This is a genomic window from Nocardioides sp. WS12 (assembly GCF_014108865.1).
Classification (GTDB): Bacteria; Actinomycetota; Actinomycetes; order Propionibacteriales; family Nocardioidaceae; genus Nocardioides.
Genome location: NZ_CP053928.1, coordinates 5,112,499 through 5,136,031 on the forward strand (window position 1 = coordinate 5,112,499; position 23,533 = coordinate 5,136,031).

The window sequence follows — 23,533 nt, forward strand, 5'->3', positions numbered from 1 at the left end:
CTCCGCAGCTACCTCAGATGAGGCAGCAATAGGCTGGCGCGGTGGAGTTCTCCGAGGTCGTACGACGACGCCGGATGACGCGCGCCTACACCCCGGACCCGGTCGATCCCGGAGTGGTCGAGCGGGCGCTGGAAGCGGCCACCCGCGCCCCGAGCGCCGGCTTCTCGCAGGGCTGGGCGTTCATCGTGCTGGACACCCCCGCATCGGTCCGCGGTTTCTGGACGGCCCAGGCCCCCGACGCCGTCGCCGGCACTCCCGATCGATGGCTCGCGGGGATGATGAGCGCCCCGGTCGTGATCGTCCCGTGCAGTCGCCGCTCTGCTTATCTGGAGCGCTACTCGGAGGCCGACAAGACGCGGGCCGGCCTGGGCGGCGACGAGTCCCGCTGGGCGATGCCCTACTGGCACCTCGACACCGCGATGGCCTCCCTCCTGATCCTCCAGTCGGTGACCGACGCCGGGCTGGGCTCCTGCTTCTTCGGGCTCGTCCCGAACCGCGTCGACGCCGTTCGGACGCACCTCGGGTTGGTGGACACCCCCGAGCAGGAAGCACCCCATCCCATCGGCGCGATCACGATCGGCCATCCGGCCCCCCGCGCCACGGGTGCTGCGGGATCGGCGAGCCGGCGTCGTCGTACTCCGTGGCAAGAGGTGGCGCACCGCGGCCGCTGGGGGGCCGGGCTCTAGTGCGACCGAGCGCCAACATCACCCACCTGTCGCCGGACGACCTGCGCGGCAACCAGCAGGTGCTCCCACGCGTCGCGCGGATGCTGCGGCCCTACCGCGGCAAGATCGTCCTCGTCCTCGTCGCCGTGATCGTCGCGGCGGCGCTGCAGTCGGTGGTGCCGTTCCTGACCCGGGCGGTGTTCGACGACGCGCTGTTCCCCCTCGACGGCGGCGAACCACGGCTGCCCCTGCTCGCCTGGCTCGTCGTCGGCATGTGCGTCATCCCGGTCGTCACGGCGCTGATCGGGATCGGGCAGAACTGGCTGACGTCGACCATCGGGAACTCCGCGATGGCCGACCTGCGCGGCGACCTGTTCGAGCACCTCCAGCGGATGGAACTGGCGTTCTTCACGGCCACCAAGACGGGTGCGATCCAGTCCCGGCTGGCCAACGACGTCGCCGGCGTCCGCACCGTGCTGACGGACACCGCGACAACGATCGTGCAGAACTCCGTGACCGTCATGGCGGCGTTCGTGGCGATGGTCGTGCTGTCGTGGCAGCTCACGATCCTGACCCTGATCCTGATGCCCCTGTTCGTGTTCCTGCAGATGCGCGTCGGCCGGCGCCGGCAGCGGCTGGCCCGCAAGACGCAGGAATCCCTGTCAGAGATGACCGCCATCACCGAGGAAGCCCTGTCGGTGAGCGGGATCCTGCTCGCGAAGGTCTTCAACCGCTCCGAGTCGGAGGTCGACCGCTACCGCGAGGCCAACCACCGCCAGACCCGCCTGCAGGTCGAGCAGGCGATGACCGGCCGTTCGTTCTTCGCGGTCGTGCAGACGTTCTTCGCGATCACGCCGGCGCTCATCTACCTCGCGGCGGGCTGGATCATCACGGGATCGTTGCCCGTCGGCGAGGACGCGCTGACCGCCGGCACGCTGGTCGCCTTCACCACCCTGCAGGGCCGCCTCCAGATGCCGCTGCTGCAACTGATGCGGGTCTCCCTGGACGTACAGACGTCACTGGCACTGTTCCGCCGGATCTTCGAGTACCTCGACCTCGAGCCCGCGATCACCGAACGCCCAGGCGCCATCGCCCTCGAGCCCGACCGCCTCCGGGGACGGGTCGAGTTCCGCGACGTGCGCTTCCGCTACCCCGAGCCGCGGTCGCTGTCCGGCACCGTGAACCGCGACCGGTTCGGTGACACCGGTGTGCGGATCGATGCAGATCCACGCGCGGAGGGCCCGGAAGCAGGGCCGACCTGGGCGCTCGACCACGTCTCGCTGGTGGTCGAGCCGGGCGAGCTGGCTGCCATCGTGGGTCCGTCCGGGAGCGGCAAGACGACGGCGACGTACCTCGTCCCGAGGTTCTACGACGTCACCGAGGGCGCCGTACTCATCGACGGGCACGACGTCCGCGACCTCACCCTCTCCTCGCTCGCCGACGCGGTCGGGATGGTGACCCAGGAGCCGTACCTCTTCCACGGCACCATCCGCGACAACATCGCCTACGCGCGCCCGTCCGCGACCGCCGAGGAGATCGAACAGGCCGCGCGCGACGCCAACATCCACGACCGGATCCTCAGCTTCGCCGAGGGCTACGAGACGATCACCGGCGAGCGCGGCTACCGCCTCTCCGGCGGCGAGAAGCAACGCCTTGCGATCGCCCGGGTGCTGCTGAAGGACCCCGCCATCCTGATCCTCGACGAGGCCACCTCGGCCCTCGACAACGAGACCGAACGCCTCGTGCAGGAAGCCCTCGAACGCGCCACCCGTTCGCGCACCACCATCGCGATCGCCCACCGCCTGTCGACGATCCGCTCCGCGGACGTGATCTTCGGCCTCGAGGACGGCCGCCTCGTCGAACGCGGCACCCACGACGACCTGATCGCCGCCGGCGGCCTCTACAAGCGCCTGTACGACGAGCAGTTCTCCCGCGCCCCGCTCCCCACCGGTGCGGGCGACCCCCGGCGCGCCGACATCCCGCTGTAGCCGGTGGTTCGTCGTACCAACCAAATTTGTCGCATCCCCCGCCGTGGAACGACAAATTCGGTTGGTGAACCGCGGCCCTACGGCCCACTTCAGCTGTCGAGAATCAGCCCAGTCCGAGGATCCGGGCCGCCTCCAGCGCGACGTACAGCTCGGCGGCATCGACGGGCCGGGCGAGATCCCGTCCGGTGACCTCTTCGAGCCGTCGTACCCGGTAGCGAACGGTGTTGCGGTGCACGTGCAGCGCCTTCGCTGCGACCGACGTGGAGCCGCCGCCCTCCAGCCACGCCCGCGCCGTGTCGACCATGACCGCGCGGTCGTCCGGTGCGAGTGCGAGCACGGGGGCGAGCACGGCCTCGGCCAGCGCCCGGGCCTGGTCCGGACTGCTGGCGAGCAGTACGGCGATGGGCTGGTCACCGAACTGGACGACTGCCGTCGAGCCCGGCGTGCCCGCCGCGCACGCCACCCGCGCCTGGCGGCGTCCCTCCCTGGCGTCCTCCAGTCGCTGCAGCACGCGGCTGACGCCGACCCGGCCCGACGCCAGGGGCGCCAGCGCCTCGACGACCTCGTCGACCCCGAATCCACGACGCAACCCGACGACGCCCTCGTGGTGGTCGTGGTCGAGGCGCCAGGCGGACACGACGTTGCTGCGGCGCAGCACCCGCTCCACGTCCGGAAGGCCTTCGGCACCCGGCGTCGGCGACTCGGCCGACACGACGACGTACTCACCGCCGCGGCCGAGGTCGAGCAGGCCGGCCGTCTCACCGATCGGGGCGTCCTCCCCTTCGCCGTCGAGCAGTGACCCGACGAGCACGGCGCGCATCTGCCCGTCCCTGCGGGCCCGGTCGGTCAGCGCGCTGCGATAGGCGTCGGTGACGGAGGCCGCGAGGTCGTCGGTGACTGCCCAGATGTCGGCGGCCGCGAGCAGCAGCACGTCGCGCGCCTCCGGGTCAGCGCGCTCGACGAGCGTCTCCCAGAGGAACCGGCCACCGAGGCGGAAGGCCTGGAGCACGGCCGCATAGGGCGCACCCTGCTCGGCGCGCGCCGCCCCCGTCATCCGGGGGCTGTCCAGATTCACTGCTTCGTCGCCGGCGAGTTTCCCGAGGATGTAGCGCACGTTGTCGGTGCAGGACGTGACGACCTCGTCGAACCCGAGCACCGGGTTGCCCGCATAGAACGGAATTTCCTCCCGCAGCCGTTCGGCGATCCGGACGCCGAGCTGGTCGGCTTCCGGGAGCAGGCGGCGGCTGAGCTCGCGCACCTCGGGATCGACGTCAGCTCGTTGCACGACCGAAAGGTAACGCCCCGCTTGTGCCGGTGCACAGCGCGCCGCATCCAGGCCGGTGCAGGCAGCCGATGCGCTGGGGGCATCATCCGGGCGACGCTGGAGCGGACAGCCCGAGGACCCAGGAGCCCGCGATGAGCACGATCCCCAGCAACCAACTGGCCGAGAACGCGGCACCGCTCGACGCCCTGCTCGTGGGCGCCGCCCTCGGCGCGGTCCGCCGCTTCGTGCCCGACGCATCGACCGCACGGTGGGCGATCTCCCTGGCCCGCCAGCCGCGGACGACGGCACGACGCCTGGGCGGCCTCGCCGGCGAGGCCGCGAAGATCGTCGCCGGCACGTCGGACGTCACGCCTCGTCGCGGCGACCGCCGCTTCGCCGACGTGGGCTGGACCGACAACCCCCTGCTGCGCCGTCTCGTCCAGATCTACCTCGCCGCGGGCAAAACCGTGGACCAACTCATCGTCGACGCCGACCTCGACCCCCGTGACCACGAGCGGGTCCGGTTCCTGCTCGAGAACCTCGTCGAGGCGCTGGCGCCGAGCAACGTGCCGCTGGTCAACCCGGCGTCGGCCAAGGCGGTCGTCGACACTGCCGGCCTCAGCCTGGTCCGTGGCGGCACCCAGTTGATCAAGGACCTGGCCTCGTCGCCGCGGATCCCGGAGATGGTCGACACGTCCGGCTTCACGCTCGGTGAGAACGTCGCGGCCACACCGGGCGCCGTCGTGTTCCGCAACGAGGTGCTCGAGCTGATCCAGTACACGCCGCAGTGCGACGAGGTCTACGAGATCCCGGTGATGATCGTGCCGCCGACGATCAACAAGTTCTACGCGATCGACCTCGCGCCCGGCCGCAGCCTCGTGGAGTTCAGCACCCAGGGGAACCGGCAGATCTTCGTCATCTCCTGGCGCAACCCGGATGCCCGGCACGCCGCCTGGAACTTCGACACCTACGTGCGCGCGATCCTCGAGGCGCTCGAGGCCGTCGAGGAGATCACGGGGAGCGCCAAGACCGTGCTGGCCGGCATCTGCTCGGGCGGCATCCTGGCCAGCATCGTGGCGGCCTATCTCGCCGGCATCGGCCGCCAGGACCGACTGGCCGCCCTCGTGCTCGCCGTGACCGTGATCGACAACGCCGGGGCGGGCTCGGTCTCTGCGCTGACCGATCCGCGTCTTGCGGCGCTGGCGAAGGCCCGATCGGCGAAGAAGGGCTACCTCGACGGGCGGGCCCTCGCCGAGGTCTTCGCCTGGCTGCGCCCCAGCGACCTGATCTGGAACTACTGGGTCAACAACTACCTGCTCGGCAAGAAGCCACCGGCCTTCGACATCCTCTTCTGGAATGCCGACACCACCCGGATGACGGCGGGCCTGCACGCCGATTTCGTCGACCTGGCGATGGAGAACCAGCTCACCCGACCGGGCGCGTTGTCGGTCCTCGGCGTGCCGATCGACCTGGGCGCGGTGACCATCGACAACTACGTCGTCGCCGGGATCGCGGACCACATCACGCCGTGGGAGAACTGCTACCGCACCACGCAGTTGCTCGGTGGCAGGAGCCGTTTCGTGTTGTCGACCAGCGGCCACATCGCCGCACTGGTGAACCCGCCCGGCAACCCGAAGGCGACCTTCCACACGAACGAGGACCACGACGCCGACGCGAAGGCCTGGCTCGCCGGTGCGGACACCCAGCAGGGCACCTGGTGGAACGACGTACCCGGGTGGCTCAACGAGCGTTGTGGCGACCTCAAGGCGGCCCCCAAGGAACTCGGCTCGACCCGCCTGCAGCCTCTGGCCGACGCCCCGGGCACCTACGTCTACGACAAGTGAGGCATCGCCTGTGAACGAACTGCGCCAGGTCACCGTGCTCGGACACTCGATCCGGGTCTCGGTGCGGCCGGGGTCCGAGCCGGGGCCGCCGCTCCTGCTGTGCAACGGGATCGGCGCCAGCCTGGACTTGTTGCAACCCTTCGTCGACGCGCTGGACCACCGGATCGAGGTGGTCCGCTTCGACGTGCCCGGCGTCGGTGGTTCGCCGGACCCGCGAACGCCGTACAACTTCGCGCTCCTCGCGTACGGCATCGGCAAGCTGATGACCCTGCTCGGCCATCACGAGTACGACGTCCTGGGGATCTCGTGGGGCGGCGGACTCGCGCAACAGATCGCCTTCCAGCAGCCGCATCGCTGTCGACGGCTGGTACTGGCCAGCACCGCCACCGGCTCGCTGATGATTCCCGCCGGTCCGCAGGTCTTGCGCAAGATGGTCACTCCCCGGCGGTACCGGGACGCGAGCTACGCCGTCCAGGTCGCGGCCGAGCTGTACGGCGGACAGATGCGCGACCGACCCGACGACGTACGACGGTTCATGCACGACCAGTCCCGTGTCGGGTCGCGCCGTGGCTACCTGCTCCAGTTGCTTGCGGGTGCGGGCTGGTCCAGCCTTCCGGCGCTGCCCCTGATCCGGCAGCCCACGCTGATCCTCGCGGGCGACGACGACCCGATCATCCCGCTGGTGAACGCCCGGATCATGCGGCGGCTGCTCCCCCACGCACGCCTGCACGTCTACTCCGACGGGCACCTGGGCCTGGTCACCAGCGCCGACGAACTGGCACCCCTGGTCGCCGGGTTCCTGCGCGGCGAGGCCTGACCGACGCTGGCGTCCCGTGGCACCCTTGATGGCGAAACGGGGGTGATCGCGATGTCCGCGGACCAGCAGGAACCGCAGCAGGAGACCCCGTCCGTCGGTGCCCTCGACGCCCTCGACGCCCGCGAGGCCGAGAAGAAGGCCGCCCGCGCCCGCATCGAGCACCAGCAGACCTGGGTCGACCTGCAGATCCGCCAGGCGATGGAACGTGGCGACTTCGACAACCTGCCCGGCGCCGGCAAGCCGATCGAGGGACTCGGCGACACCTACGACCCCGAGTGGTGGCTCAAGAAACTCGTCGAGCGCGAACACATCGCAGTGCTGCCACCGGCCCTCCAGCTCCGCAAGGACGACGCCGCCCTCGACGCGCACCTCGACACCCTCGACTCCGAGCAGCAGGTCCGCCGCGAGATCGAGGAGTTCAACGCCCGCGTCATCCGCGCCCGCTACACACCCGTCGACGGTCCGCCGCTGATCACGATGCCCCGCGACATCGACGCCACCCTCGCCGCCTGGCACGAACGCCGCTCCGCCCGCCGTCGTACGACCCCAGCGGCGGTGGCACCCGAGCCCGCGCCTCGCGCCCGCTGGTGGCGGCGTCGATGACTCGATGGCCCCGATAGGACATCGGTACGTCTCGCCGAGACATCCGTCATACCCACCGAAGGCAACCCGCCGGTAAGTTGTCCAAACGTGAGCCACAAGAGCGCCAAGGACTTTTTCCGCCCGCTGGCCGTGGGCGCGCCCATGCCGCCCCGCGAGATCCCCGCCCGGCCGAGCCGCGCGATCCACTTCTTCGATCCCAGCAACGAGAAGATGGCCGCGAAGATCCCCGGGATGGTCGGCACCGTCGACGTACTCCTCGGCAACCTGGAGGACGCCGTCAAGGCGGACAACAAGGTCGCCGCGCGGGAGGGCCTGATCCGGATCGGCCAGTCGACCGACTTCGGCCCGACCCAGTTCTGGACCCGGATCAACTCGCTCGACAGCCCGTGGGTGCTCGACGACCTCACCGCGCTCGTGCCGGCGATCGGCGACAAGCTCGACGTGATCATGGTTCCGAAGGTGCAGGGCGCCGAGGACATCCACTACATCGACCGGCTGCTCGCCCAGCTCGAGGCCAAGGCCGGCATCACCAAGCCGATCCTCGTGCACGCGATCCTCGAGACCGCCCGCGGCGTCGCGAACATCGAGGAGATCTGCGGCGCCAGCCCGCGCATGCAGGGCCTCTCCCTCGGCCCGGCCGACCTCGCGGCCGACCGCAAGATGAAGACCACCCGCGTCGGTGGCGGCCACCCCGGCTACCTCGTCCGGGAGGACCCGCCGAAGGGCGCCGACGGCACCAGCCAGATCGACGCACCGCGTGCGATCTTCCAGCAGGACCTGTGGCACTACACGATCGCCAAGATGGTCGACGCCTGCGCGACCCACGGCATCTACCCGTACTACGGCCCGTTCGGCGACATCGCCGATGTCGTGGCGTGCGAGGACCAGTTCCGCAACGCCTTCCTGCTCGGCTGCGTCGGCACCTGGAGCCTGCACCCCAAGCAGATCGCGATCGCCAACCGCGTGTTCGCCCCGAGCGTCGAGGACATCGCCCACGCCCGCCGGGTCGCCGCCGCCATGGGCGACGGCACCGGTGCCGTGATGATCGACGGCAAGATGGAGGACGACGCCTCCCTCAAGCAGTGCCTGGTCCTGGTCGCGCTGGCCGAACAGCTGGCCGAGATCGATCCCGAGTTGAAGGCCGCCTACGACGCGATTGAGGTTCCGGCATGAGCGAGTTCAAGCCCCTGCGTTCCGTCCTCTACATGCCCAGCGCCAACGAGCGGGCACTGGAGAAGGCCAAGACGCTCCCCGCCGACGCGATCATCTTCGACCTCGAGGACTCGGTTTCCCCCGATGCCAAGGTCGGCGCCCGCGCCGCCGCTGCCGCTGCCGTGCAGTCCGGTGAGTACGGCCGCCGCCAGCTGATCATCCGCGTCAACGGCATCGGCACCGAGTGGCACGACGACGACATCAAGGCAGCGGCCGCGGCCGGGCCCGACGTCGTACTCGTCCCCAAGGTGAACTCCGCCGAGGAGGTCCACGCCCTCGTCGACGCCCTCGGCGCCGCCGGCGCCCCCGAGAAGACGAAGCTCTGGGCGATGGTCGAGACCCCCATCGGCATGCTCAACGCCCTGTCGATCGCTACCGCGTCCGAGCGCCTCACCGGCTTCGTGATGGGCACCAACGACCTCGTCAAGGAGCTGTACGCCGAGCACGTGCCCGGTCGCCAGCCCGTGATCACCGGCCTGGGCCTCGCCCTGCTCGCGGCCCGCGCCGCCGGCATCGTCATCATCGACGGCGTCTACAACGACGTGAAGAACATCGACGGCTTCCTCGCCGAGTGCGAGCAGGGCCGCCAGATGGGCTTCGACGGCAAGACCCTCATCCACCCCGGTCAGGTCGAGGGCGCGAACACCGCCTTCGCCCCGAGCGAGCAGGCCGTCGAGGACGCCCGCGGGCTGATCCAGGCATGGGAGGATGGCAAGGGCGCCGGCGTCGTGACCTACAACGGCAAGATGGTGGAGAGCCTCCACGTCGAGTCGGCCGAGCGCGCGCTGTCGATCAACGAGGCGATCCAGGCTCTCCAGGGCTGATCAGGCCGGGGGTCGGAACGGCGGCGGCCCCAGGATCTCGATGGCGCCGGTGGCCTCGGCGGCCGCTCGGATGCGGTCGAAGTCGACCGGCGTGGGCTGGGCTTCGCTCGCGTGCCGGTAGAAGGCCTCGCCGGCGGCAGGGTTCTGGAACGTCAGCATCCTGGCTGTCGGTGACGTGACCATGAAGGCGTGGGGCACGTTGCGGGGGAACGCCACGACGCCGCCCGCGCCAAGGCGGGTCTCCTCGCCGTCGATGTGCAGCAGGATCTCGCCCTCGAGCAGGTAGAACGTCTCGTCGGCGTTCGGGTGGATGTGCAGCGGGGTGACCTTCCCCTGCTCGAGGTCGTCCTCGAACATGAAGAACGCGCCACCGGTCTCGGCACCGGTGACCTTCCAGGTGAACGTGCCGCCGCCGCAGAACCAGGACTGCTCCCCCTCGCCCTGCTGCCGGACCGTGGCTGTCAATGTGTCCATGACGCCTCCTTTTCTTTATGGGACTCGTGTCCCATAACGACACTAAGGTACCGTAAGAGGCATGTCAACGGCGTACGAGAAGTCCGGCCGGACCCGGCAGAAGGCGCGCACGCGCGGTGAGCTGATCGCGGCGACCCGGGCCCTGATCGCGAGCGGCACTCCGTCCCCCACAGTGGAGGAGGCGGCCGAGCGGGCATCGGTGTCGCGGACCACGGCCTACCGCTACTTCCCCAGCCAGACTGCACTCCTGATCGCGGCGCACCCGGAGATCACCACCACGTCCCTGCTGTCGGACGATGCCGGCGATGACCCGGCCACGAGGCTCGACCAGGCCGTCGAGAGGTTCCTCGCGATGGTGCTCGAGGGCGAGGGGCAGCAGCGGACGATGCTTCGGCTCTCTCTGGAGGCCTCCGACAAGCGCGACCTCCCCCTGCGCCAGGGCCGGGCGATCGGCTGGTTCACCGATGCCCTGGCTCCGCTGGAGCCACGACTCGGGAAGGCGGAGGTCCGCCGCCTGGCGGTGGCGATCCGCAGCGCGACCGGGATCGAGGCCCTCGTCTGGCTGACCGACGTCGCGGGACTCTCCCGGCCGAAGGCTGCGCAGCAGCTGCGCTGGACGGCGCAGGCGATGCTCGCGCATGCCCTGACCGAGGGTCCTCCCTAGATCGGCCCGGAGGCGGTCAGTCCGCCGACGTGTCGCCGAGCTGCTTCACGAGGAGGTCGGCAACGGCCTGCTGTTCCTCGATGTAGGGGTGGAAGGCAAAGCCGCCCCGCTTCGGGTCCGGTGCTGCGCCGGCGACCCACGGGTCCTTGGCGCAGATGTCGTGGCCCTCGGTGGCTGACCACACGTCGATGTACTCGGCGTCCGCCTTCTCGGCTCCGGCCTCCAGCGCGCGCGTGACCTCGCTGAACAACTCCCGCCCGACGGGGTAGTCGGCCGGGGCGAGGGGCATCGCCGGGCACCAGCCGGTGGCCGGGATGACCTGCGGGTAGCCGACGATGATCACCCGGGCACCGGGCGCACGATCCAGGATGTCGCCGACGGCGTCCTCGATGTCGCTGGCGACCTTCTCGATCAGCCGCTCGAGCTTGGCCGATCGCTGGGCGGCCAGGTCGGTGCACGGGCTGCCGGTCGGGTCTTCCCCGCCGAGGTTCACGCAGTTGACGACGATGCTGGCAAAGAGGCCGGACTCGTTGCCGCCGATGCTCAGGGTCACCAGCTTGGTGTCCTTCGTGACCGCATCGAGCTGGGGCGGCACGCGACCTCCGCTCGGGAGCTGCGGGCTCTTCAGATGGAGCGCACGAGCGCCGCCGCAGCTGACGTCGTCGAGCTCGAGGTCCAGTTCCTTGGCGAGCAGGTGAGGGTAGTTGCCCGCGGACTGCAGACATCCCTCCGCGCCGGTCTGGTCGCCGAGGTAGCCGCCGGCGGTGTAGGAGTCGCCGAGCGCGACGTACTTGTCGCCCGCCTCGATGGGCGCTCCCTTGTTCTTCTTCGCGCTGACGTCGTCGGAACACGCCGTGAGACCGGCGAGAACGAGCAACAGGGTGGCGATCAGGGGCCATCGGTTCACCGCGCCACCTCCTCCACTCCGAGCGCAAGGGTCAGAGCGAGGACGGTATCGGGGTCCTCCAAGCGGTCGCCGAACAGGTCGCGCAACTGGTTCATGCGGTAGCGGATCGTCTGCGGGTGAAGGAAGAGCGCCTCCGCGATGTCGTCGCGCCGACCCTGGTGCAGCAACCAGGCGCGCAGCGTCTCGCGCAGCTTGGCCGCGGCCGTCGGCCGCAAGTCGTCCAGCGGCGCCAGCACCTGGGCGCGGAGGTCGGCGAGCGCATCGAGGTCGGCAGTGAGCACCAGGCGCGGCAGGTGGGTCTCGGTGTCGCCGGTCAGGCCCAGCGCACGCGCCCGCATCACCCGGTCGTACGACGCCCGGACGTCGAGCCACTCGCGGGGAGGCCCGACCAGGCAGTCACGGTCGCGCACCATCCGCAGCAAGGTCCCCCGGCGGCGGCCGTGCGCGTCCGGCACCATCAGCAGCGCCGAGCCGTCCAGGTCCGGCAGGTCGGTGACCTGGAGGGTGCCGCGGCGGAACAGTTCCTGCAGTGCACCGGCCTGCGACTCCGGCGCGATCACGGCCGTCAGGGTCGTCGGTGGCGCCCACTCCGCGCGTTCGGCGGCGGCCAGCACGGTCGCTTCGGCGGCACCGGCCAGCAGGTTGCGGCCAAGGCGCTCCATCATCCGTTGCCGGATCCGGCCCTCGGTCGCGGACTCGTCGCGGTGGCCCGCGACGCTCGCGGCCGAGAGTTCATCGATGTAGGCGAAGACCATCTCGGCGAACGACGCCATCGTGGCCGGGTCGATGCCCTGCTCCACGGCACGTGCCGAGAGGTGCTGCCACGAGACCCGGGCCCCGATCCGGTACGCCGACAGCAGTGCATCGGCCGTCCGGCCGCTGCGAACCTCGCCGCGACCCAGTTGATAGGCGCCGTCCACGGCCGACGAGCGAGGCGCCGGAGCGTCCTTGTCGCTGATCATCGACAGGAAGCCGCCGAGAGCGACCTGCACGGCACCGCGGATGGTCTCGCCCATCGGTCCACCGAAGGCGTCCTCGTAGGCGGGCACCTCCCGGATGATCTGGACGACGACGTCGTCGGCGACCGTGGCCAGGTCAGCCCGCAGTGCGACGACCGTGGCCGGAGGCAGCAGGGCGGCACCATCGGGTCGTCGTATCGAGCGTCGCGGCATCGCGAGCCTTTCTGGTTTTTGTCTTTTGCGAACAAAACTGAGCGGTAGATTCACCAACTGGTGTCATGAGTTTAGCGCGCCCGACTGCGACGCTTGATGCATGAGCACCACGACCGCGGCCCCCAACGCCGCCGCCCGCGCCGGACGGTTCACGTCCCGGCTGCGCACGGTCCTCGACGCCGCCGTCACCCCGCTGACTGTCGACGACCTCCTCGACCACTTCGCTCCCCTGCGCCCCGGCGCAGCGGTCGGCCTGCAGGGACGCATCGAGTCCGTCCAGGCCGAGACCGCCGACGCGGCCACCATCGTCATCAAGCCGGGCAAGGACTGGGCCGGTCACATCCCCGGCCAGTACGTCCGGGTCGGTGTCGACGTCAACGGCATCCGCCTGTGGCGCACCTACTCCCTGACCCACGGCCCGCGCCGTGACGGCCGGATCTCGATCACCGTGAAGGCGATTCCGGGCGGCGTCGTCTCGCAGCACCTGGTCCACAGCGCGCGTGCCGGCCAGATGGTCCACCTCGCCCAGGCCGAGGGCGACTTCGTCCTCGACACCTCCGGCGTCGGCCCGACCAAGCTGCTCCTGGTCACCGGCGGCTCCGGCATCACGCCGGTCATCGGCATGCTGCGCAACCTCTACAACCGCTCGAACGCGCACAGCGTCGCCGGGGACTTCGACATCGTCCTCGTGCACTCCGCGATGAGCCATGACGAGGTCATCTTCGGCGCCGAGCTCCGCGACCACGCCACGGCCGGGCGGATCCGCCTCATCGAGCGCCACACCGACACCGACGGCCTGCTCACCACGGCCGACCTCGAGACCGAGGTCCCCGACCTCGCCGAGCGCGCTGCCTACGCCTGTGGCCCGGCCGGCCTGCTCGACACCCTCGAGGCCTTCTACGCCGACCGCCGGCTCACGCTCAACACCGAGCGGTTCCGCGCGGCCATCGTCGAGACCGAGGGCGCAGGCGGCACCCTCACCTTCGCCGGCACCGCAACGACCGGCAACGACCAGGTCGTCGAAGCCGACGGCTCCACCCCGATCCTCGACGCCGCGGAGTCCGCCGGCGTCCTCATGCCGAGCGGTTGCCGCATGGGCATCTGCATGGGCTGCGTGCTGCCGATGAAGTCCGGCGCCGTGCGCGACCTGCGCACCGGTGTCGTCACCGTCGCCGTCCCGGGCGAGACCAACCCGGGTGGCGTTCCGATCCAGACCTGCATCAGTGCCGCCGCCGGCGACTGCCACATCGACCTCGAAGGAGCCTCCGCATGACCACCATCACGCAGAAGAGCACCAACCCGACCGCGCACCTCAGCCCGGAGCAGATCGAGGCGCTCGGCGCCGAGCTCGACGCCATCCGCCAGGAGGTGCTCGACACCCGTGGCGAGCGCGACTCGGCGTACATCCGCAAGGTCGTCGACGTCCAGCGCAAGCTGGAGCTCGGCAGCCGCGCCGTCCTCCTCGCGAGCATCTTCCCGCCGGCGTTCGTCGCCGGCACCGTCGGCCTGAGCATCGCGAAGATCCTCGAGAACATGGAGATCGGCCACAACGTCATGCACGGCCAGTGGGACTGGATGCGTGACCCGAAGATCCACTCGACCACGTGGGAGTGGGACAACGCCACGCCGTCGGAGGCATGGAAGCACTCGCACAACCAGGTGCACCACACGTACACGAACATCGTCGGCAAGGACAACGATCTCGGCTACGGCATCATGCGCGTCGACGAGGAGCAGCGTTGGTACCCCCTGTTCCTGGCCCAGCCGCTGTGGAACTTCATCAACGCCTGCTTCTTCGAGTACGGCATCGCGGCCTACGACCTCGAACTCGGCCGCAACCTGAAGATCCCCAAGGACAAGCGCAGCGAGGCGTTCAAGCGCAACGCGAAGAACACGCTGACCAAGATCCGCAAGCAGGCCACCAAGGACTACGTCGTCAACCCGGCCCTCGCGATCCCGACCGGATCGTTCCTGCCCGCGTTGGCGGCCAACTTCACCGCCAACCTGGTCCGCAACGTCTGGTCGCACTCGGTCATCATGTGCGGCCACTTCCCCGAAGGCGTCGAGACCTTCGAGCTGAAGTCGATCCCCAAGAACGAGACCCGCGGCGAGTGGTACCTGCGCCAGATGCTCGGCTCGGCCAACTTCTCCGGCTCGAAGTTGCTGCACATCATGAGCGGCAACCTGTCGCACCAGATCGAGCACCACCTGTTCCCCGACCTGCCGTCCAACCGGTACGCCGAAGTGGCGCCCCAGGTGAAGGCCGTGTTCGAGAAGTACGAACTGACCTACCTCACCCGCCCGTTCATCCCCCAGGTCGCCAGCGCCTGGCACAAGGTGGTCCGCCTGTCGTTCCCGAACGGCTGGCTCGAGACCACCAACGCCAAGAACCTGCCGACCCAACTGGTGGCGCTCTACAAGATCTCCACCGCTGACAAGCGCAAGCGCCGCGTCATGCTGAAGCTGCTCGAGCGCAAGGCCAAGCAGGAGTCCGCCACACCGGAGACCCAGGCCGCCTGACCGATCTTCCTGACCACCCGACGCCGTACGACGTGACCCACGTCGTACGGCGCTCGTGGTTACTCGGCGGTAGCATTGCTCCATGAGCAACGTGACCTGCACGATCACCGACGGCATCGCGCACGTGCGACTGGACCGCCCGGACAAGCTGAACTCGCTGACGCTGGACATCCTCGATGACCTCGTCTCGACGGCCGCGATGCTGCGCAAGGACAAGTCCCTGCGCGCGGTGATCATCAGCGGCGAGGGCGATGCCTTCTGCGCGGGCCTCGACTTCGCGTCGGTGCTGCGCAACCCCGCCGGCGTCGCCAAGGCGTTCATCCCGAACCCGTTCCGCGGCACCAACACCTTCCAGGAAGCGCCCTGGGCCTTCCGCCGGATCCCGGTGCCGGTCATTGCCGCCGTCCACGGCCACTGCCTCGGCGGCGGCCTGCAGATCGCGCTCGCCGCGGACTTCCGGATCGCCACCCCCGACTCGCGCTGGTCCGTGCTCGAGGGCAAGTGGGGCCTGATCCCCGACATGTCGGGCATCCAGGCGCTCAAGGAACTGGTCGGCATCGACCAAGCCAAGCTCCTCACCATGACCGCCGAGATCTTCGACGGCTCCCGCGCCCTCGAACTGGGGCTGGTCACGAAGCTCGACAACGACCCGGTCGGCGCAGCTTTCCGGCTCGCCGACCAGCTCACCCAGAAGTCCCCCGACGCCCTGGCTGCGGCCAAGCGCCTGTTCAACGACAGCTGGAACTCCTCGCCGCGCAAGACCTTCGCCCGCGAACGCATCGAGCAGGCCTTCCTGCTGGCGGCCCGCAACACGAAGGCCGCCCGCGAGGCAGCGTTCAAGAAGGCCGACGCGACCTACGGCCCGCGGGTGCGCTGACCCGGCCGATCAGTTTCCTGCTCCGAACCTGTCGTATCAGTGTCGGGTCGTTCGTGGTCCTAGTGAAGGAACCTCACGACTCGGCCAAGGAGACAGGACCATGTGGGACACGACCCCGAACAACCAGCAGCACCTCAGCCACGACCTGCCGTGTCCTGCCTGCGGGCACGCGGTGCACACCTACCTCGCCTGCAGCGACACCTGTGCGTGCCGGCCGACGATCATGCCCGGCTCCGTACCGCTCGCCGCCTGATCGCCGCCTGATCCTGCGCGTCAGCGGCCCTTCGGGCCGAACAGTCGTGACCACCAACTGCGCGACTCGGTGATGCCGCCGTCGTACGACGAACGGGCCGGCAACGGACGCGGAGCCGGAGCCGGAGCCGAGACATGCGAAGCCGGCTCGGCACCCACCAGGCCGGCCAGGAACGCATCGACCTCCGCCATCTTGTAGCCCTCACGCAGTCGCACCGGCGTGAACCGGGCACCACGGACGAGCGCAGCGATGGCCCCGGGCTCACCCGCCACGGCCACGACCCGGTCCAGGAAGACGTCGACCTCGCCCATGTCGTAGCCCTCGCGCATGCGCACGGGCGTGAATCGAACCTCGGCCACCCACCGGGCGATGTCGTCGCTGGTCACGACTTCAGGCTAGGCCAGTCCCGGTGAAGCGACGGCTGCAGGAGTACGGCGACCAGCGCTGACCACACGGCGAGGGAATGCAGGAACCAGTGGGCGGGCAGGGCAAGTGCCGCGAAACCGACCCGCCATCCCCGGCGGCGGGCCAGGACCAACCAGGCCGCACCGACCGCCACCATGAGCACGAGCAGGGCGGCGACGAGGCCGATCCATGCGATCGGTCCGGTCAACGCCCCCTCGACGCGATGGGACCGAAGAGTCGCCAGCAGTGAACCGACGAGCACGAGCGGATAGGCCAGGAACATCGCTGCCGTGCCGAGTCCGATCGCGAGGGCACGGATCCGGGCACGCTCGACACGGCGGGGGCCGTGCAGTCGCACCATGCTCCGGACCTGCAGCACCGTGTCGAGCAGGATCAGGGCGGTCCCCTCGGCTCGGTTGCTGGTCCACATCAGCGGCCCCGGAGCGGAGGTCCGTGTCGAGGTCGAGTCCAGCTCCGCGATCCGGGGGCGGGCGTCCTCGTCGGCGGTGTCCATGGTCGGCCGTCGGGCCAGGCTGGAGAATCCCCCGAACCGGCGCAGCAGCCGCATGTTGCAGTGGACCGAGGTGATGTTGGGCTCGCGGCCAGAGGCTGACCCCGCCCCGGTTCCGTGATCCAGACGCAGCGCCTCGTCGGCGGCGGTCATCCGTCCGAACGTTGTCTGTGCCGAGCTGACCCGGCGGGCGACCCGCAGCGCGAGCAGGGGCTGGACGGCGTCACGCCGGTCCACCCGCTCCTCGAGATCCCGCTCGAAGGCGGCCACCGCACGTCGTACCTGGTCTCGGGCAGGCCTCTCGTCCTGCTCCCAGGCGACCACGTACCGACCGCGCGCCAGGGCCAGGCCGTGGTCGTAGGCCCGGACAGCATCGACGAAATCCCCGTCGGGAACCTTGACGACCCGGGTCCACGCGCGCCGCGTCGCACGACGGAGCGCGTCCAGGGTCTCGAGGTCACTGTCGGCGACCAACAAGATGGCGTCGGTGCGGGCCCACGGGTAGTCGATGACGCTGAAGTTCTCCAGCAGGGCCTGCAGCGCCCGGTCACCGCCGCTCAGCCGCACGATGGCGGTGTAGACGGGCAGGCCCTGGTCGGCGGGCACCGGTTCGTTGACGATGTCGAAGGGCAGCGATGCCATCACGCGCAACTCCGCCCGATGCGGGCCCCGGAGATCGTTCACCAGCACCGGGTAGCCGGCACTCGAGGAGACCAGGGCGCCCACCACGAAGACCACGACCGCGCCGACCACGGTCGCCCCCACCAACGCGAGCGGAACCACGCAGCCGGCAACGATCCCCAGTGTGGCGATCACCAGGGCGAGGAGATGGTGCCGGAGCCGGACGATGGGCATCACCGTGGGCTGTCGGCCATTCGCTCGCTGTCGTCGTACCCGCATCGCGACGGCGTCGAGGTCCTGCTGCGCGCAGCGGACGAACTCGATGGAACGGCCGGGAAAGTGCTCGTGCACCTCGACCACGAGCTCCTCGGCGGGGCGAACGCACGTGGCGATGACGACGCTCTCCTCGGTCAGGTCGCACGCGACCCACCCGAGCTCCACCATCTCTTCGACGTCGAGTTCAGTGAGGAGCATCGGCTGCGGCGGATGCTGCACCAGGTCGCGGGTCTCGGCCTGCCACTTCCGGACCAGGGCCGCGTAGAAGCCAGCGCTCGAGCTTTGCCCGTCGTCGGTTTCTGCCATGGCTGTACCCCCCACCACAGAGAGCCTGTCCCGGGCTCCCTCTATGAAGAGTAGGTGGTCCTTACCTGCCCGTCGGCGGTACGAAAAACCTTTACCTCAGGGGTACTGGAGGTCGACCGTCGACTCGCTGATCTCCCACAGCTTCTTCGCCGCCCGCTCGTCCCGCGCCAGCTTGCTGCGCCCGACGATCCGCGGCGTGCCGACCATCTGGTTGAGCCCACTGGGGCCCACGAAGGTGTTGCCCGGCAGGTCGTCGGTGGCGGCCATCAGGGACGGCCAGGCACCAGCCGCCGCCGACTGCGAGATCGCCTTGACGGTGGCGTCGAGGATCGACGCAAGGCCGCCACCGGGCCGGCCGTACTGGCCGTTCGCGGCGAGGTGGGTTCCCGCGAAACCGGGGTGGGCCGCCAGTGCCCGCACCGGCAGGTCCGCCGCGCTCAGGCGCCGGTCGAGCTCGGCGGTGAAGTACAGGTTGGCCAGCTTGGACTGCCCGTAGACCCGCCACTTGCTGTAGCGGCCGGTCTGTTCGCGCGGGTCACCGAGCGGCGCCTTGCGGGCCCACGTGTGCGCCATCGACGCCACCGACACCACGCGCCCGTCCGCACTCTGCACGAGTTGCGGCAGCAGCAGGCCGGTGAGCAGGAACGGCCCGAAGTGGTTGGTCGCCATCTGGAGTTCGAGACCGTCGGCGGTTCGTGAGTACGACGTCCCCATCACCCCGGCGTTGTTGATCAGTACGTCGATCGGGCCGAGCTGCTGCGCCGCCGCGGCCGCAGTCCGCACCGACGCGAGGCTGGCGAGGTCCAGGTGCAGCGCCTCGAGTCTCGCGTCCGGCACCTCCGACCGGATCGCAGCCACCGTCTCCTCGACCCGGGCCGGATTGCGCCCGGCAAGCACCACCTGCGCACCGCGCCGGGTGAGCTCGAGGGCCGTGTGGTGACCGAGGCCACCGAGCGTCGGGCCGGTCACCACGATCGTCCGGCCGGTCTGGTCGGGCAGGTCGGCGACATTCCAGTTCATGACGGTCCTCAGGGCGTGGTCGCGAGCCGCTCGACAATGCGTCGACCGAGCTCCTGGTCTCCCGAGACAACGACGGACCCCGGCTCCGCGGCACGGCGTCCACCCGCCATCACGATGAAACTCTCCCGATCGGTGTCGATCCGGACGGTCGGCGCATCCGGTACGGCGTCCAGCCGGCGGCCCCGGCCGTCGTCGCCGATCTCGATCGCAACGGTGGGGCTGCCCTCGACGGCCAGCACGGCCGTCGTACCCGCGGGCGGCGCGACGCGCTTGCCGACGATGAAGCCGAAGGTCTCGGACAGGTAGTCGGCGGTGTGCCGGGCGCCTGCACTGTCCATGCCGCCGGGTCGGCCGACCGCGCGGCGGATGTCCTGCTCGTGCATCCAGATGTCGAGGGGACGGTTGCGCAGCAACGTCCGCAGGTTCCAGCCGATCAGACCGAAGAGGCCGTCGGCGCCAGCGGCCGGGTCGCTGGGCGGGTTGGCAGCCAGGCTGGCTCGCCGGGCTTCGGTCACCGACCGGATCTCCTCGATGATCGAGGCCGGCTCCCGGTCGCGGCGCGTGACCACGCCGATCTCGGTGAACTGGCCCATCGGGCCGGTGATGTGGGGCGCGTCTGCGATCTCGGCGGCTTCGTCCGGACCACCGGCCAGGATCGACTCGAGGTGCGCGGCGTGCGACGCGACGGCCTTCACATCCCAGCCGGCCAGGTCCGTGGGCGCCGCCCAGTCGTCGGGGTCGAGCTCCTCGAGCAAAGCCACGAGGTCCCCGACCGAGGCCCACCAGGTGTCGACGTACCCGGCCAGCAGCTCCTGATCGCTCATGCTGCCGATGCTAGTGGTCAGCTGCTGGTGGTCAGCCGATGTCCGTCAGTACGACGCCGCGACCTCGATGTGGTCGTAGGCACCCGTGAGCTTGGAGTAGTTCGTGCAGCTGAGTTCCTCGGTGTTGCCGTAGGAGATGTCGCCACTCGACGTGCAGTTGACCTCGCCGACCTCGGTGTCGCTGCTGTCGAGGAACGTGAAGTTCAGGTAGACCGACTCCCCCGACTCGTCATCGCGGTCATTGGTGCCCTTGAGCCCACTGATCGTCTCGCCGGAGTACTCGTCCACCGGCGGCGCGACACTCCACCCGTCGGCGTACTCGACGCCGTCGATCTCGAAGTCCTCCCCGACCGCGACGGTGATGGGGTTGTTGCTGCCCCCGACCCGGTCGGGGTCGAACTCGTCCAGCGCGTCGTCGACGGTGTTCGCGCCCCAGATGATCAGTCCCACGGCGCCACCGCAGACCAGCAGGACGAGCAGCACGATGACGCCGACGACGATGGCGATCACCTTGCCGCTGCCACCCGAGGGCTTCTGTCCGTACGGCGACGGGGCGCCGTAGCCACCAGGAGGCGCGCCGTAGCCGCCGCCGGGAGGCGGGTTGTAGCCGCCGCCGGGAGGGGGCGTGTAGCCACCGGGGGGCGGTGAGTACTGGCCCGGCGGAGGCGGCGCGACCGGCCACTGCGGCTGCTGTCCGGGCTGGGGTTGTCCGGGCTGCCCGTAGGGCGTGTTCTCATCGGGCTGCTGCGGCGGTTGCGTCACGGGACCCTTCCTACCCCGCGCAGGGGTAGGGCAACCAGTCCCAGACGGCCCGAAAAAGGGGCAACGGCCGTCCCGGGCGAACCCGGGACGGCCGTCGTACCTGTTGCTTCAGGGGTGAATCAGAACGCAGCCTCGTCGAGGTCCATGATCGCGAGGTCGGTGGCCTCGGCGATCCGGAGCTCGGCCGTGATCCGCGGCAGGTTGAGCTGCGCGAACCACTGGGCGGCAGCGACCTTGCCCTCGTAGTAGGCCTTGTCGCCACCGGCAGCGTCCAGCTTCTCCAGCGCCACCTCGGCGCCGCGGAGCAGCAGCCAGGCGCAGACCACGTCACCGAGCGCCATCAGGATGCGCGTGGTGTTGAGGCCGACCTTGTAGATGTTGCGCAGGTCGCCACCGGAGTTGACGTCCGAGGACATCAGGTCGTTGATCATCAGACCGACGAGGCTGTTGGCGTCGTCGAGCGCGGTCGCGAGGAGCGCACGCTCGTTCTTGAGACGACCGTTGCCGGCCTCGGTCTCCACGAACGCCTTGATCTCGTTGGCGAGGTGACCGAGCGCCTTGCCCTGGTCCTTGACGATCTTGCGGAAGAAGAAGTCCTGGCCCTGGATGGCGGTGGTGCCTTCGTAGAGCGTGTCGATCTTCGCGTCGCGGACGTACTGCTCGATCGGGTACTCCTGCAGGAAGCCCGAACCACCGAAGGTCTGCAGCGACTCGGTGCCGAGCAGCACCCACGAACGCTCCGAGCCGTAGCCCTTGACGATCGGGAGCAGCAGGTCGTTGACCGCCTCGGCCAGCTTGTCGTGCTCGCCGGACGCCTTCGCGATGGCGACCTTGTCCTGCCAGGTCGACGTGTAGATCACCAGCGACCGCATCGCCTCGGCGAACGACTTCTGGGTGATCAGCGAGCGGCGGACGTCCGGGTGGTGGGTGATCGTGACCCGCGGCGCGGCCTTGTCGGCGGCCTGGGTCAGGTCGGCGCCCTGGACACGCGTCTTGGCGTACTCGAGTGCGTTGAGGTAGCCGGTCGAGAGGGTCGCGATGGCCTTGGTGCCGACCATCATGCGGGCGTTCTCGATGACGTCGAACATCTGGCGGATGCCGTCGTGGACCTCGCCGAGCAGCCAGCCCTGGGCAGCTTCGCCGCCGCCGACCTGCGCGTCGCCGAAGGTGAGCTCGCAGGTGTTGGACACCTTGATGCCCATCTTGTGCTCGACGTTGGTGACGTAGACGCCGTTGCGCTCGCCGGTCAGCTCACCGGTCTGGTGGTCGAAGTGGTACTTCGGGACCAGGAAGAGCGAGAGGCCCTTGGTGCCCGGACCACCGACGCCCTCGACGCCCTTCGGGCGGGCGAGGACCAGGTGCATGATGTTCTCCTGCAGGTCCGACTCGGCGCTGGTGATGAAGCGCTTGACGCCGGAGATGTTCCAGGAGCCGTCCTCGTTGGGCGTCGCGAACGTCTTGCCCGCACCCACGTCAGAGCCCGCGTCGGGCTCGGTGAGGACCATCGTGGCGCCCCACAGGCGCTCGACCATGATCTCGGCGATCCGCACGTCGCGGGCCACACCGTTGGCGTTCTTGTAGACGACCGAACCCATCGACGGGCCGGTGCAGTACATCCAGATCGGGGCCTGCGCACCGAGGACCATCTCGCCGGTCGCCCACACGAGCGACGGCGGAGCGGTGGTGCCACCGATCGCCTCCGGCAGGCCGAGGCCCCAGAAGCCGGACTCCATCCAGGTGTCATACGACTTCTTGAACGACGCCGGCACGGGCGCGGTGTTGGTCTTGGGGTCGAACACCGGCGGGTTCCGGTCCGAGTCGACGTACGACGCCGCGAGGTCCTCGCGGGCGATGCGCTCGACCTCGCTGAGGATCTCGCGTGCGGTGTCGGCGTCCATCTCTTCGTAGATGCCGGTCCCGAGGTACTCCTGGACCTTGAAGAGCTCAAACAGGTTGAACTCGATGTCGCGGAGGTTGCTCTTGTAGTGGCTCACTGTCCCACCGTTTCTAGCTCGAAGTGAAGAGTGCTACTCGTCAGTAACTTAATGATACGGGGGGTGCTTGCTGCGGGCAAGCACGGGGCGGGTGGTTCTGCCTCACACCAACGAACCAGTCGCGAACTACTCCCGAACTACGCACTGACCAGGCACAGACCACTAGGTCGAGTGAATCGATCGAGCAATCTGACACACTTGGGTCCATGCGCGTCTCCGCGAAGTCCGACTACGCCCTGCGCGCCCTGATTGCGATGGCCTCGCGATCCGACGGGCGGGCAGTCAGCGCCGAAGAACTCGGCCGCCTGCAGGACATCCCCCACGGGTTCCTCCAGGCAATCCTCGCCGACCTCCGACGCGCCAGCATCGTGATGTCGCAGCGCGGCCAGTCCGGCGGCTGGCGGATGGCCCGCGAGGCCGACACAGTCTCGGTCGCCGACGTGATCCGCGCCGTCGACGGACCGCTCGTCTCCGTCTACGGCCTGCGCCCCGAAGCCGTGAACTACAACGAGTCGGCCGAGGTCCTCCAGCACGTCTGGATCGCCGCCCGCCGCGCCCTGCGCGAGGTCTTCGAGGACGTGTCGATCCAGCAACTCGCCGACGGCGTACTGCCGGAAGCCGTCACGTCCCGCACCGCCGACGAAGACGCCTGGCAACCGCATTGAGTTCTGGGACCCCCGGCCTGAGTTGAGGCTCATTCGCTCAGGCGGGTGACCGCGGGGCCAATCGG

At 69.5% G+C, this 23,533-nt stretch carries 23 protein-coding genes; 13 read left to right on the forward strand and 10 right to left on the reverse strand.

The features are described 5' to 3' along the window. Window positions 1-41 precede the first annotated feature (41 nt). Together HRC28_RS24830 and HRC28_RS25715 are read left to right on the forward strand one after the other, a co-directional pair. Window positions 42-686 carry a nitroreductase family protein gene (locus tag HRC28_RS24830; protein ID WP_182378008.1) on the forward strand — a complete coding sequence of 215 codons (645 nt, stop codon included), beginning with the start codon at window positions 42-44 and terminating at the stop codon, window positions 684-686. Continuing rightward, window positions 686-2,653, forward strand: coding sequence for an ABC transporter ATP-binding protein (locus tag HRC28_RS25715; RefSeq protein WP_202033177.1), 1,968 nt, complete (start codon window positions 686-688; stop codon window positions 2,651-2,653). The genes HRC28_RS24830 and HRC28_RS25715 overlap by 1 nt, the downstream gene beginning before the upstream one ends. Window positions 2,654-2,756: 103 nt before the next feature. Here HRC28_RS25715 and HRC28_RS24840 read toward each other — a convergent pair whose 3' ends face one another. Further along, entirely contained in the window at window positions 2,757-3,938 is a 1,182-nt protein-coding gene (locus HRC28_RS24840) for a helix-turn-helix domain-containing protein (protein ID WP_182378009.1), read from the reverse strand. A gap of 131 nt (window positions 3,939-4,069) precedes the next feature. On the opposite strand from HRC28_RS24840, the gene HRC28_RS24845 reads away from it, so the two are divergent. The 5 genes from HRC28_RS24845 (at window position 4,070) to HRC28_RS24865 (ending at window position 9,217) form a co-directional block, all read left to right on the forward strand. Next, on the forward strand, window positions 4,070-5,761 hold the full coding sequence (locus HRC28_RS24845; RefSeq protein ID WP_182378010.1) for an alpha/beta fold hydrolase: 1,692 nt from the start codon (window positions 4,070-4,072) through the stop codon (window positions 5,759-5,761). A 10-nt stretch (window positions 5,762-5,771) separates the two neighbouring features. Then, window positions 5,772-6,578 (forward strand): poly(3-hydroxyalkanoate) depolymerase, encoded by an 807-nt coding sequence (phaZ, locus tag HRC28_RS24850; protein ID WP_182378011.1) that lies wholly within the window; start codon window positions 5,772-5,774, stop codon window positions 6,576-6,578. A 51-nt stretch (window positions 6,579-6,629) separates the two neighbouring features. Then, window positions 6,630-7,181, forward strand: a complete 552-nt coding sequence (locus tag HRC28_RS24855; protein WP_182378012.1) for a DUF1992 domain-containing protein — start codon at window positions 6,630-6,632, stop codon at window positions 7,179-7,181. 87 nt (window positions 7,182-7,268) lie between these two features. After that, window positions 7,269-8,354 (forward strand): CoA ester lyase, encoded by a 1,086-nt coding sequence (locus HRC28_RS24860; RefSeq protein ID WP_237111643.1) that lies wholly within the window; start codon window positions 7,269-7,271, stop codon window positions 8,352-8,354. Beyond that, entirely contained in the window at window positions 8,351-9,217 is an 867-nt protein-coding gene (locus HRC28_RS24865; protein WP_182378013.1) for a CoA ester lyase, read from the forward strand. Before HRC28_RS24860 ends, HRC28_RS24865 begins: the two co-directional genes overlap by 4 nt. On the opposite strand, the gene HRC28_RS24870 is transcribed toward HRC28_RS24865, so the two are convergent. Continuing rightward, window positions 9,218-9,691 carry a cupin domain-containing protein gene (locus tag HRC28_RS24870; protein ID WP_182378014.1) on the reverse strand — a complete coding sequence of 158 codons (474 nt, stop codon included), beginning with the start codon at window positions 9,689-9,691 and terminating at the stop codon, window positions 9,218-9,220. A gap of 61 nt (window positions 9,692-9,752) precedes the next feature. Here HRC28_RS24870 and HRC28_RS24875 point away from each other — a divergent pair, with 61 nt between their 5' ends. Next, window positions 9,753-10,355, forward strand: a complete 603-nt coding sequence (locus HRC28_RS24875; RefSeq protein ID WP_182378015.1) for a TetR/AcrR family transcriptional regulator — start codon at window positions 9,753-9,755, stop codon at window positions 10,353-10,355. A gap of 16 nt (window positions 10,356-10,371) precedes the next feature. Here the strand turns inward: HRC28_RS24875 and HRC28_RS24880 are convergent, their stop codons facing one another. Then, entirely contained in the window at window positions 10,372-11,262 is an 891-nt protein-coding gene (locus HRC28_RS24880; RefSeq protein WP_182378016.1) for an SGNH/GDSL hydrolase family protein, read from the reverse strand. After that, the gene (locus HRC28_RS24885; protein WP_182378017.1) at window positions 11,259-12,434 is read right to left on the reverse strand and encodes a helix-turn-helix domain-containing protein; all 1,176 of its coding nucleotides are present in this window, start codon (window positions 12,432-12,434) and stop codon (window positions 11,259-11,261) included. Before HRC28_RS24885 ends, HRC28_RS24880 begins: the two co-directional genes overlap by 4 nt. 100 nt (window positions 12,435-12,534) lie before the next feature. Here HRC28_RS24885 and HRC28_RS24890 point away from each other — a divergent pair, with 100 nt between their 5' ends. From HRC28_RS24890 to HRC28_RS24905, 4 genes are all read left to right on the forward strand, one after another. Continuing rightward, a complete protein-coding gene (locus HRC28_RS24890) occupies window positions 12,535-13,707 on the forward strand; it encodes a ferredoxin reductase (RefSeq protein ID WP_182378018.1) in 1,173 nt (390 codons plus the stop codon). Next, window positions 13,704-14,954 (forward strand): acyl-CoA desaturase, encoded by a 1,251-nt coding sequence (locus tag HRC28_RS24895; RefSeq protein ID WP_182378019.1) that lies wholly within the window; start codon window positions 13,704-13,706, stop codon window positions 14,952-14,954. Before HRC28_RS24890 ends, HRC28_RS24895 begins: the two co-directional genes overlap by 4 nt. 82 nt (window positions 14,955-15,036) lie before the next feature. After that, a complete protein-coding gene (locus HRC28_RS24900) occupies window positions 15,037-15,831 on the forward strand; it encodes a crotonase/enoyl-CoA hydratase family protein (protein ID WP_182378020.1) in 795 nt (264 codons plus the stop codon). Window positions 15,832-15,931: 100 nt separating this feature from the next. Beyond that, the gene (locus HRC28_RS24905) at window positions 15,932-16,084 is read left to right on the forward strand and encodes a hypothetical protein (protein WP_182378021.1); all 153 of its coding nucleotides are present in this window, start codon (window positions 15,932-15,934) and stop codon (window positions 16,082-16,084) included. Window positions 16,085-16,104: 20 nt separating this feature from the next. Here HRC28_RS24905 and HRC28_RS24910 read toward each other — a convergent pair whose 3' ends face one another. From HRC28_RS24910 to HRC28_RS24935, 6 genes are all read right to left on the reverse strand, one after another. Continuing rightward, window positions 16,105-16,470: a DivIVA domain-containing protein gene (locus tag HRC28_RS24910; protein WP_182378022.1), complete on the reverse strand. Its 366-nt coding sequence runs from the start codon at window positions 16,468-16,470 to the stop codon at window positions 16,105-16,107. Beyond that, a complete protein-coding gene (locus HRC28_RS24915; protein WP_182378023.1) occupies window positions 16,467-18,203 on the reverse strand; it encodes a hypothetical protein in 1,737 nt (578 codons plus the stop codon). Before HRC28_RS24915 ends, HRC28_RS24910 begins: the two co-directional genes overlap by 4 nt. 96 nt (window positions 18,204-18,299) lie before the next feature. Then, window positions 18,300-19,223, reverse strand: coding sequence for an oxidoreductase (locus HRC28_RS24920; RefSeq protein ID WP_182378024.1), 924 nt, complete (start codon window positions 19,221-19,223; stop codon window positions 18,300-18,302). 8 nt (window positions 19,224-19,231) lie between these two features. Further along, window positions 19,232-20,047: a maleylpyruvate isomerase family mycothiol-dependent enzyme gene (locus HRC28_RS24925; RefSeq protein ID WP_182378025.1), complete on the reverse strand. Its 816-nt coding sequence runs from the start codon at window positions 20,045-20,047 to the stop codon at window positions 19,232-19,234. Window positions 20,048-20,092: 45 nt separating this feature from the next. After that, the gene (locus tag HRC28_RS24930; RefSeq protein ID WP_182380997.1) at window positions 20,093-20,809 is read right to left on the reverse strand and encodes a hypothetical protein; all 717 of its coding nucleotides are present in this window, start codon (window positions 20,807-20,809) and stop codon (window positions 20,093-20,095) included. 119 nt (window positions 20,810-20,928) lie between these two features. Further along, the gene (locus tag HRC28_RS24935) at window positions 20,929-22,803 is read right to left on the reverse strand and encodes an acyl-CoA dehydrogenase (RefSeq protein ID WP_182378026.1); all 1,875 of its coding nucleotides are present in this window, start codon (window positions 22,801-22,803) and stop codon (window positions 20,929-20,931) included. Between the two features lie 206 nt (window positions 22,804-23,009). Here HRC28_RS24935 and HRC28_RS24940 point away from each other — a divergent pair, with 206 nt between their 5' ends. After that, window positions 23,010-23,468, forward strand: a complete 459-nt coding sequence (locus HRC28_RS24940) for an Rrf2 family transcriptional regulator (protein ID WP_182378027.1) — start codon at window positions 23,010-23,012, stop codon at window positions 23,466-23,468. Window positions 23,469-23,533 lie beyond the last annotated feature (65 nt).

Bases quoted from the DNA above. Each gene is read 5' to 3' on its own strand.
- HRC28_RS24845 (WP_182378010.1), top strand. From the start codon at position 4,070: ATGAGCACGATCCCCAGCAACCAACTGGCCGAGAACGCGGCACCGCTC.
- HRC28_RS24855 (WP_182378012.1), top strand. From the start codon at position 6,630: ATGTCCGCGGACCAGCAGGAACCGCAGCAGGAGACCCCGTCCGTCGGT.
- HRC28_RS24865 (WP_182378013.1), top strand. From the start codon at position 8,351: ATGAGCGAGTTCAAGCCCCTGCGTTCCGTCCTCTACATGCCCAGCGCC.
- HRC28_RS24870 (WP_182378014.1), bottom strand. From the start codon at position 9,691: ATGGACACATTGACAGCCACGGTCCGGCAGCAGGGCGAGGGGGAGCAG.
- HRC28_RS24875 (WP_182378015.1), top strand. From the start codon at position 9,753: ATGTCAACGGCGTACGAGAAGTCCGGCCGGACCCGGCAGAAGGCGCGC.
- HRC28_RS24885 (WP_182378017.1), bottom strand. From the start codon at position 12,434: ATGCCGCGACGCTCGATACGACGACCCGATGGTGCCGCCCTGCTGCCT.
- HRC28_RS24890 (WP_182378018.1), top strand. From the start codon at position 12,535: ATGAGCACCACGACCGCGGCCCCCAACGCCGCCGCCCGCGCCGGACGG.
- HRC28_RS24895 (WP_182378019.1), top strand. From the start codon at position 13,704: ATGACCACCATCACGCAGAAGAGCACCAACCCGACCGCGCACCTCAGC.
- HRC28_RS24900 (WP_182378020.1), top strand. From the start codon at position 15,037: ATGAGCAACGTGACCTGCACGATCACCGACGGCATCGCGCACGTGCGA.
- HRC28_RS24905 (WP_182378021.1), top strand. From the start codon at position 15,932: ATGTGGGACACGACCCCGAACAACCAGCAGCACCTCAGCCACGACCTG.
- HRC28_RS24915 (WP_182378023.1), bottom strand. From the start codon at position 18,203: ATGGCAGAAACCGACGACGGGCAAAGCTCGAGCGCTGGCTTCTACGCG.
- HRC28_RS24920 (WP_182378024.1), bottom strand. From the start codon at position 19,223: ATGAACTGGAATGTCGCCGACCTGCCCGACCAGACCGGCCGGACGATC.
- HRC28_RS24925 (WP_182378025.1), bottom strand. From the start codon at position 20,047: ATGAGCGATCAGGAGCTGCTGGCCGGGTACGTCGACACCTGGTGGGCC.
- HRC28_RS24940 (WP_182378027.1), top strand. From the start codon at position 23,010: ATGCGCGTCTCCGCGAAGTCCGACTACGCCCTGCGCGCCCTGATTGCG.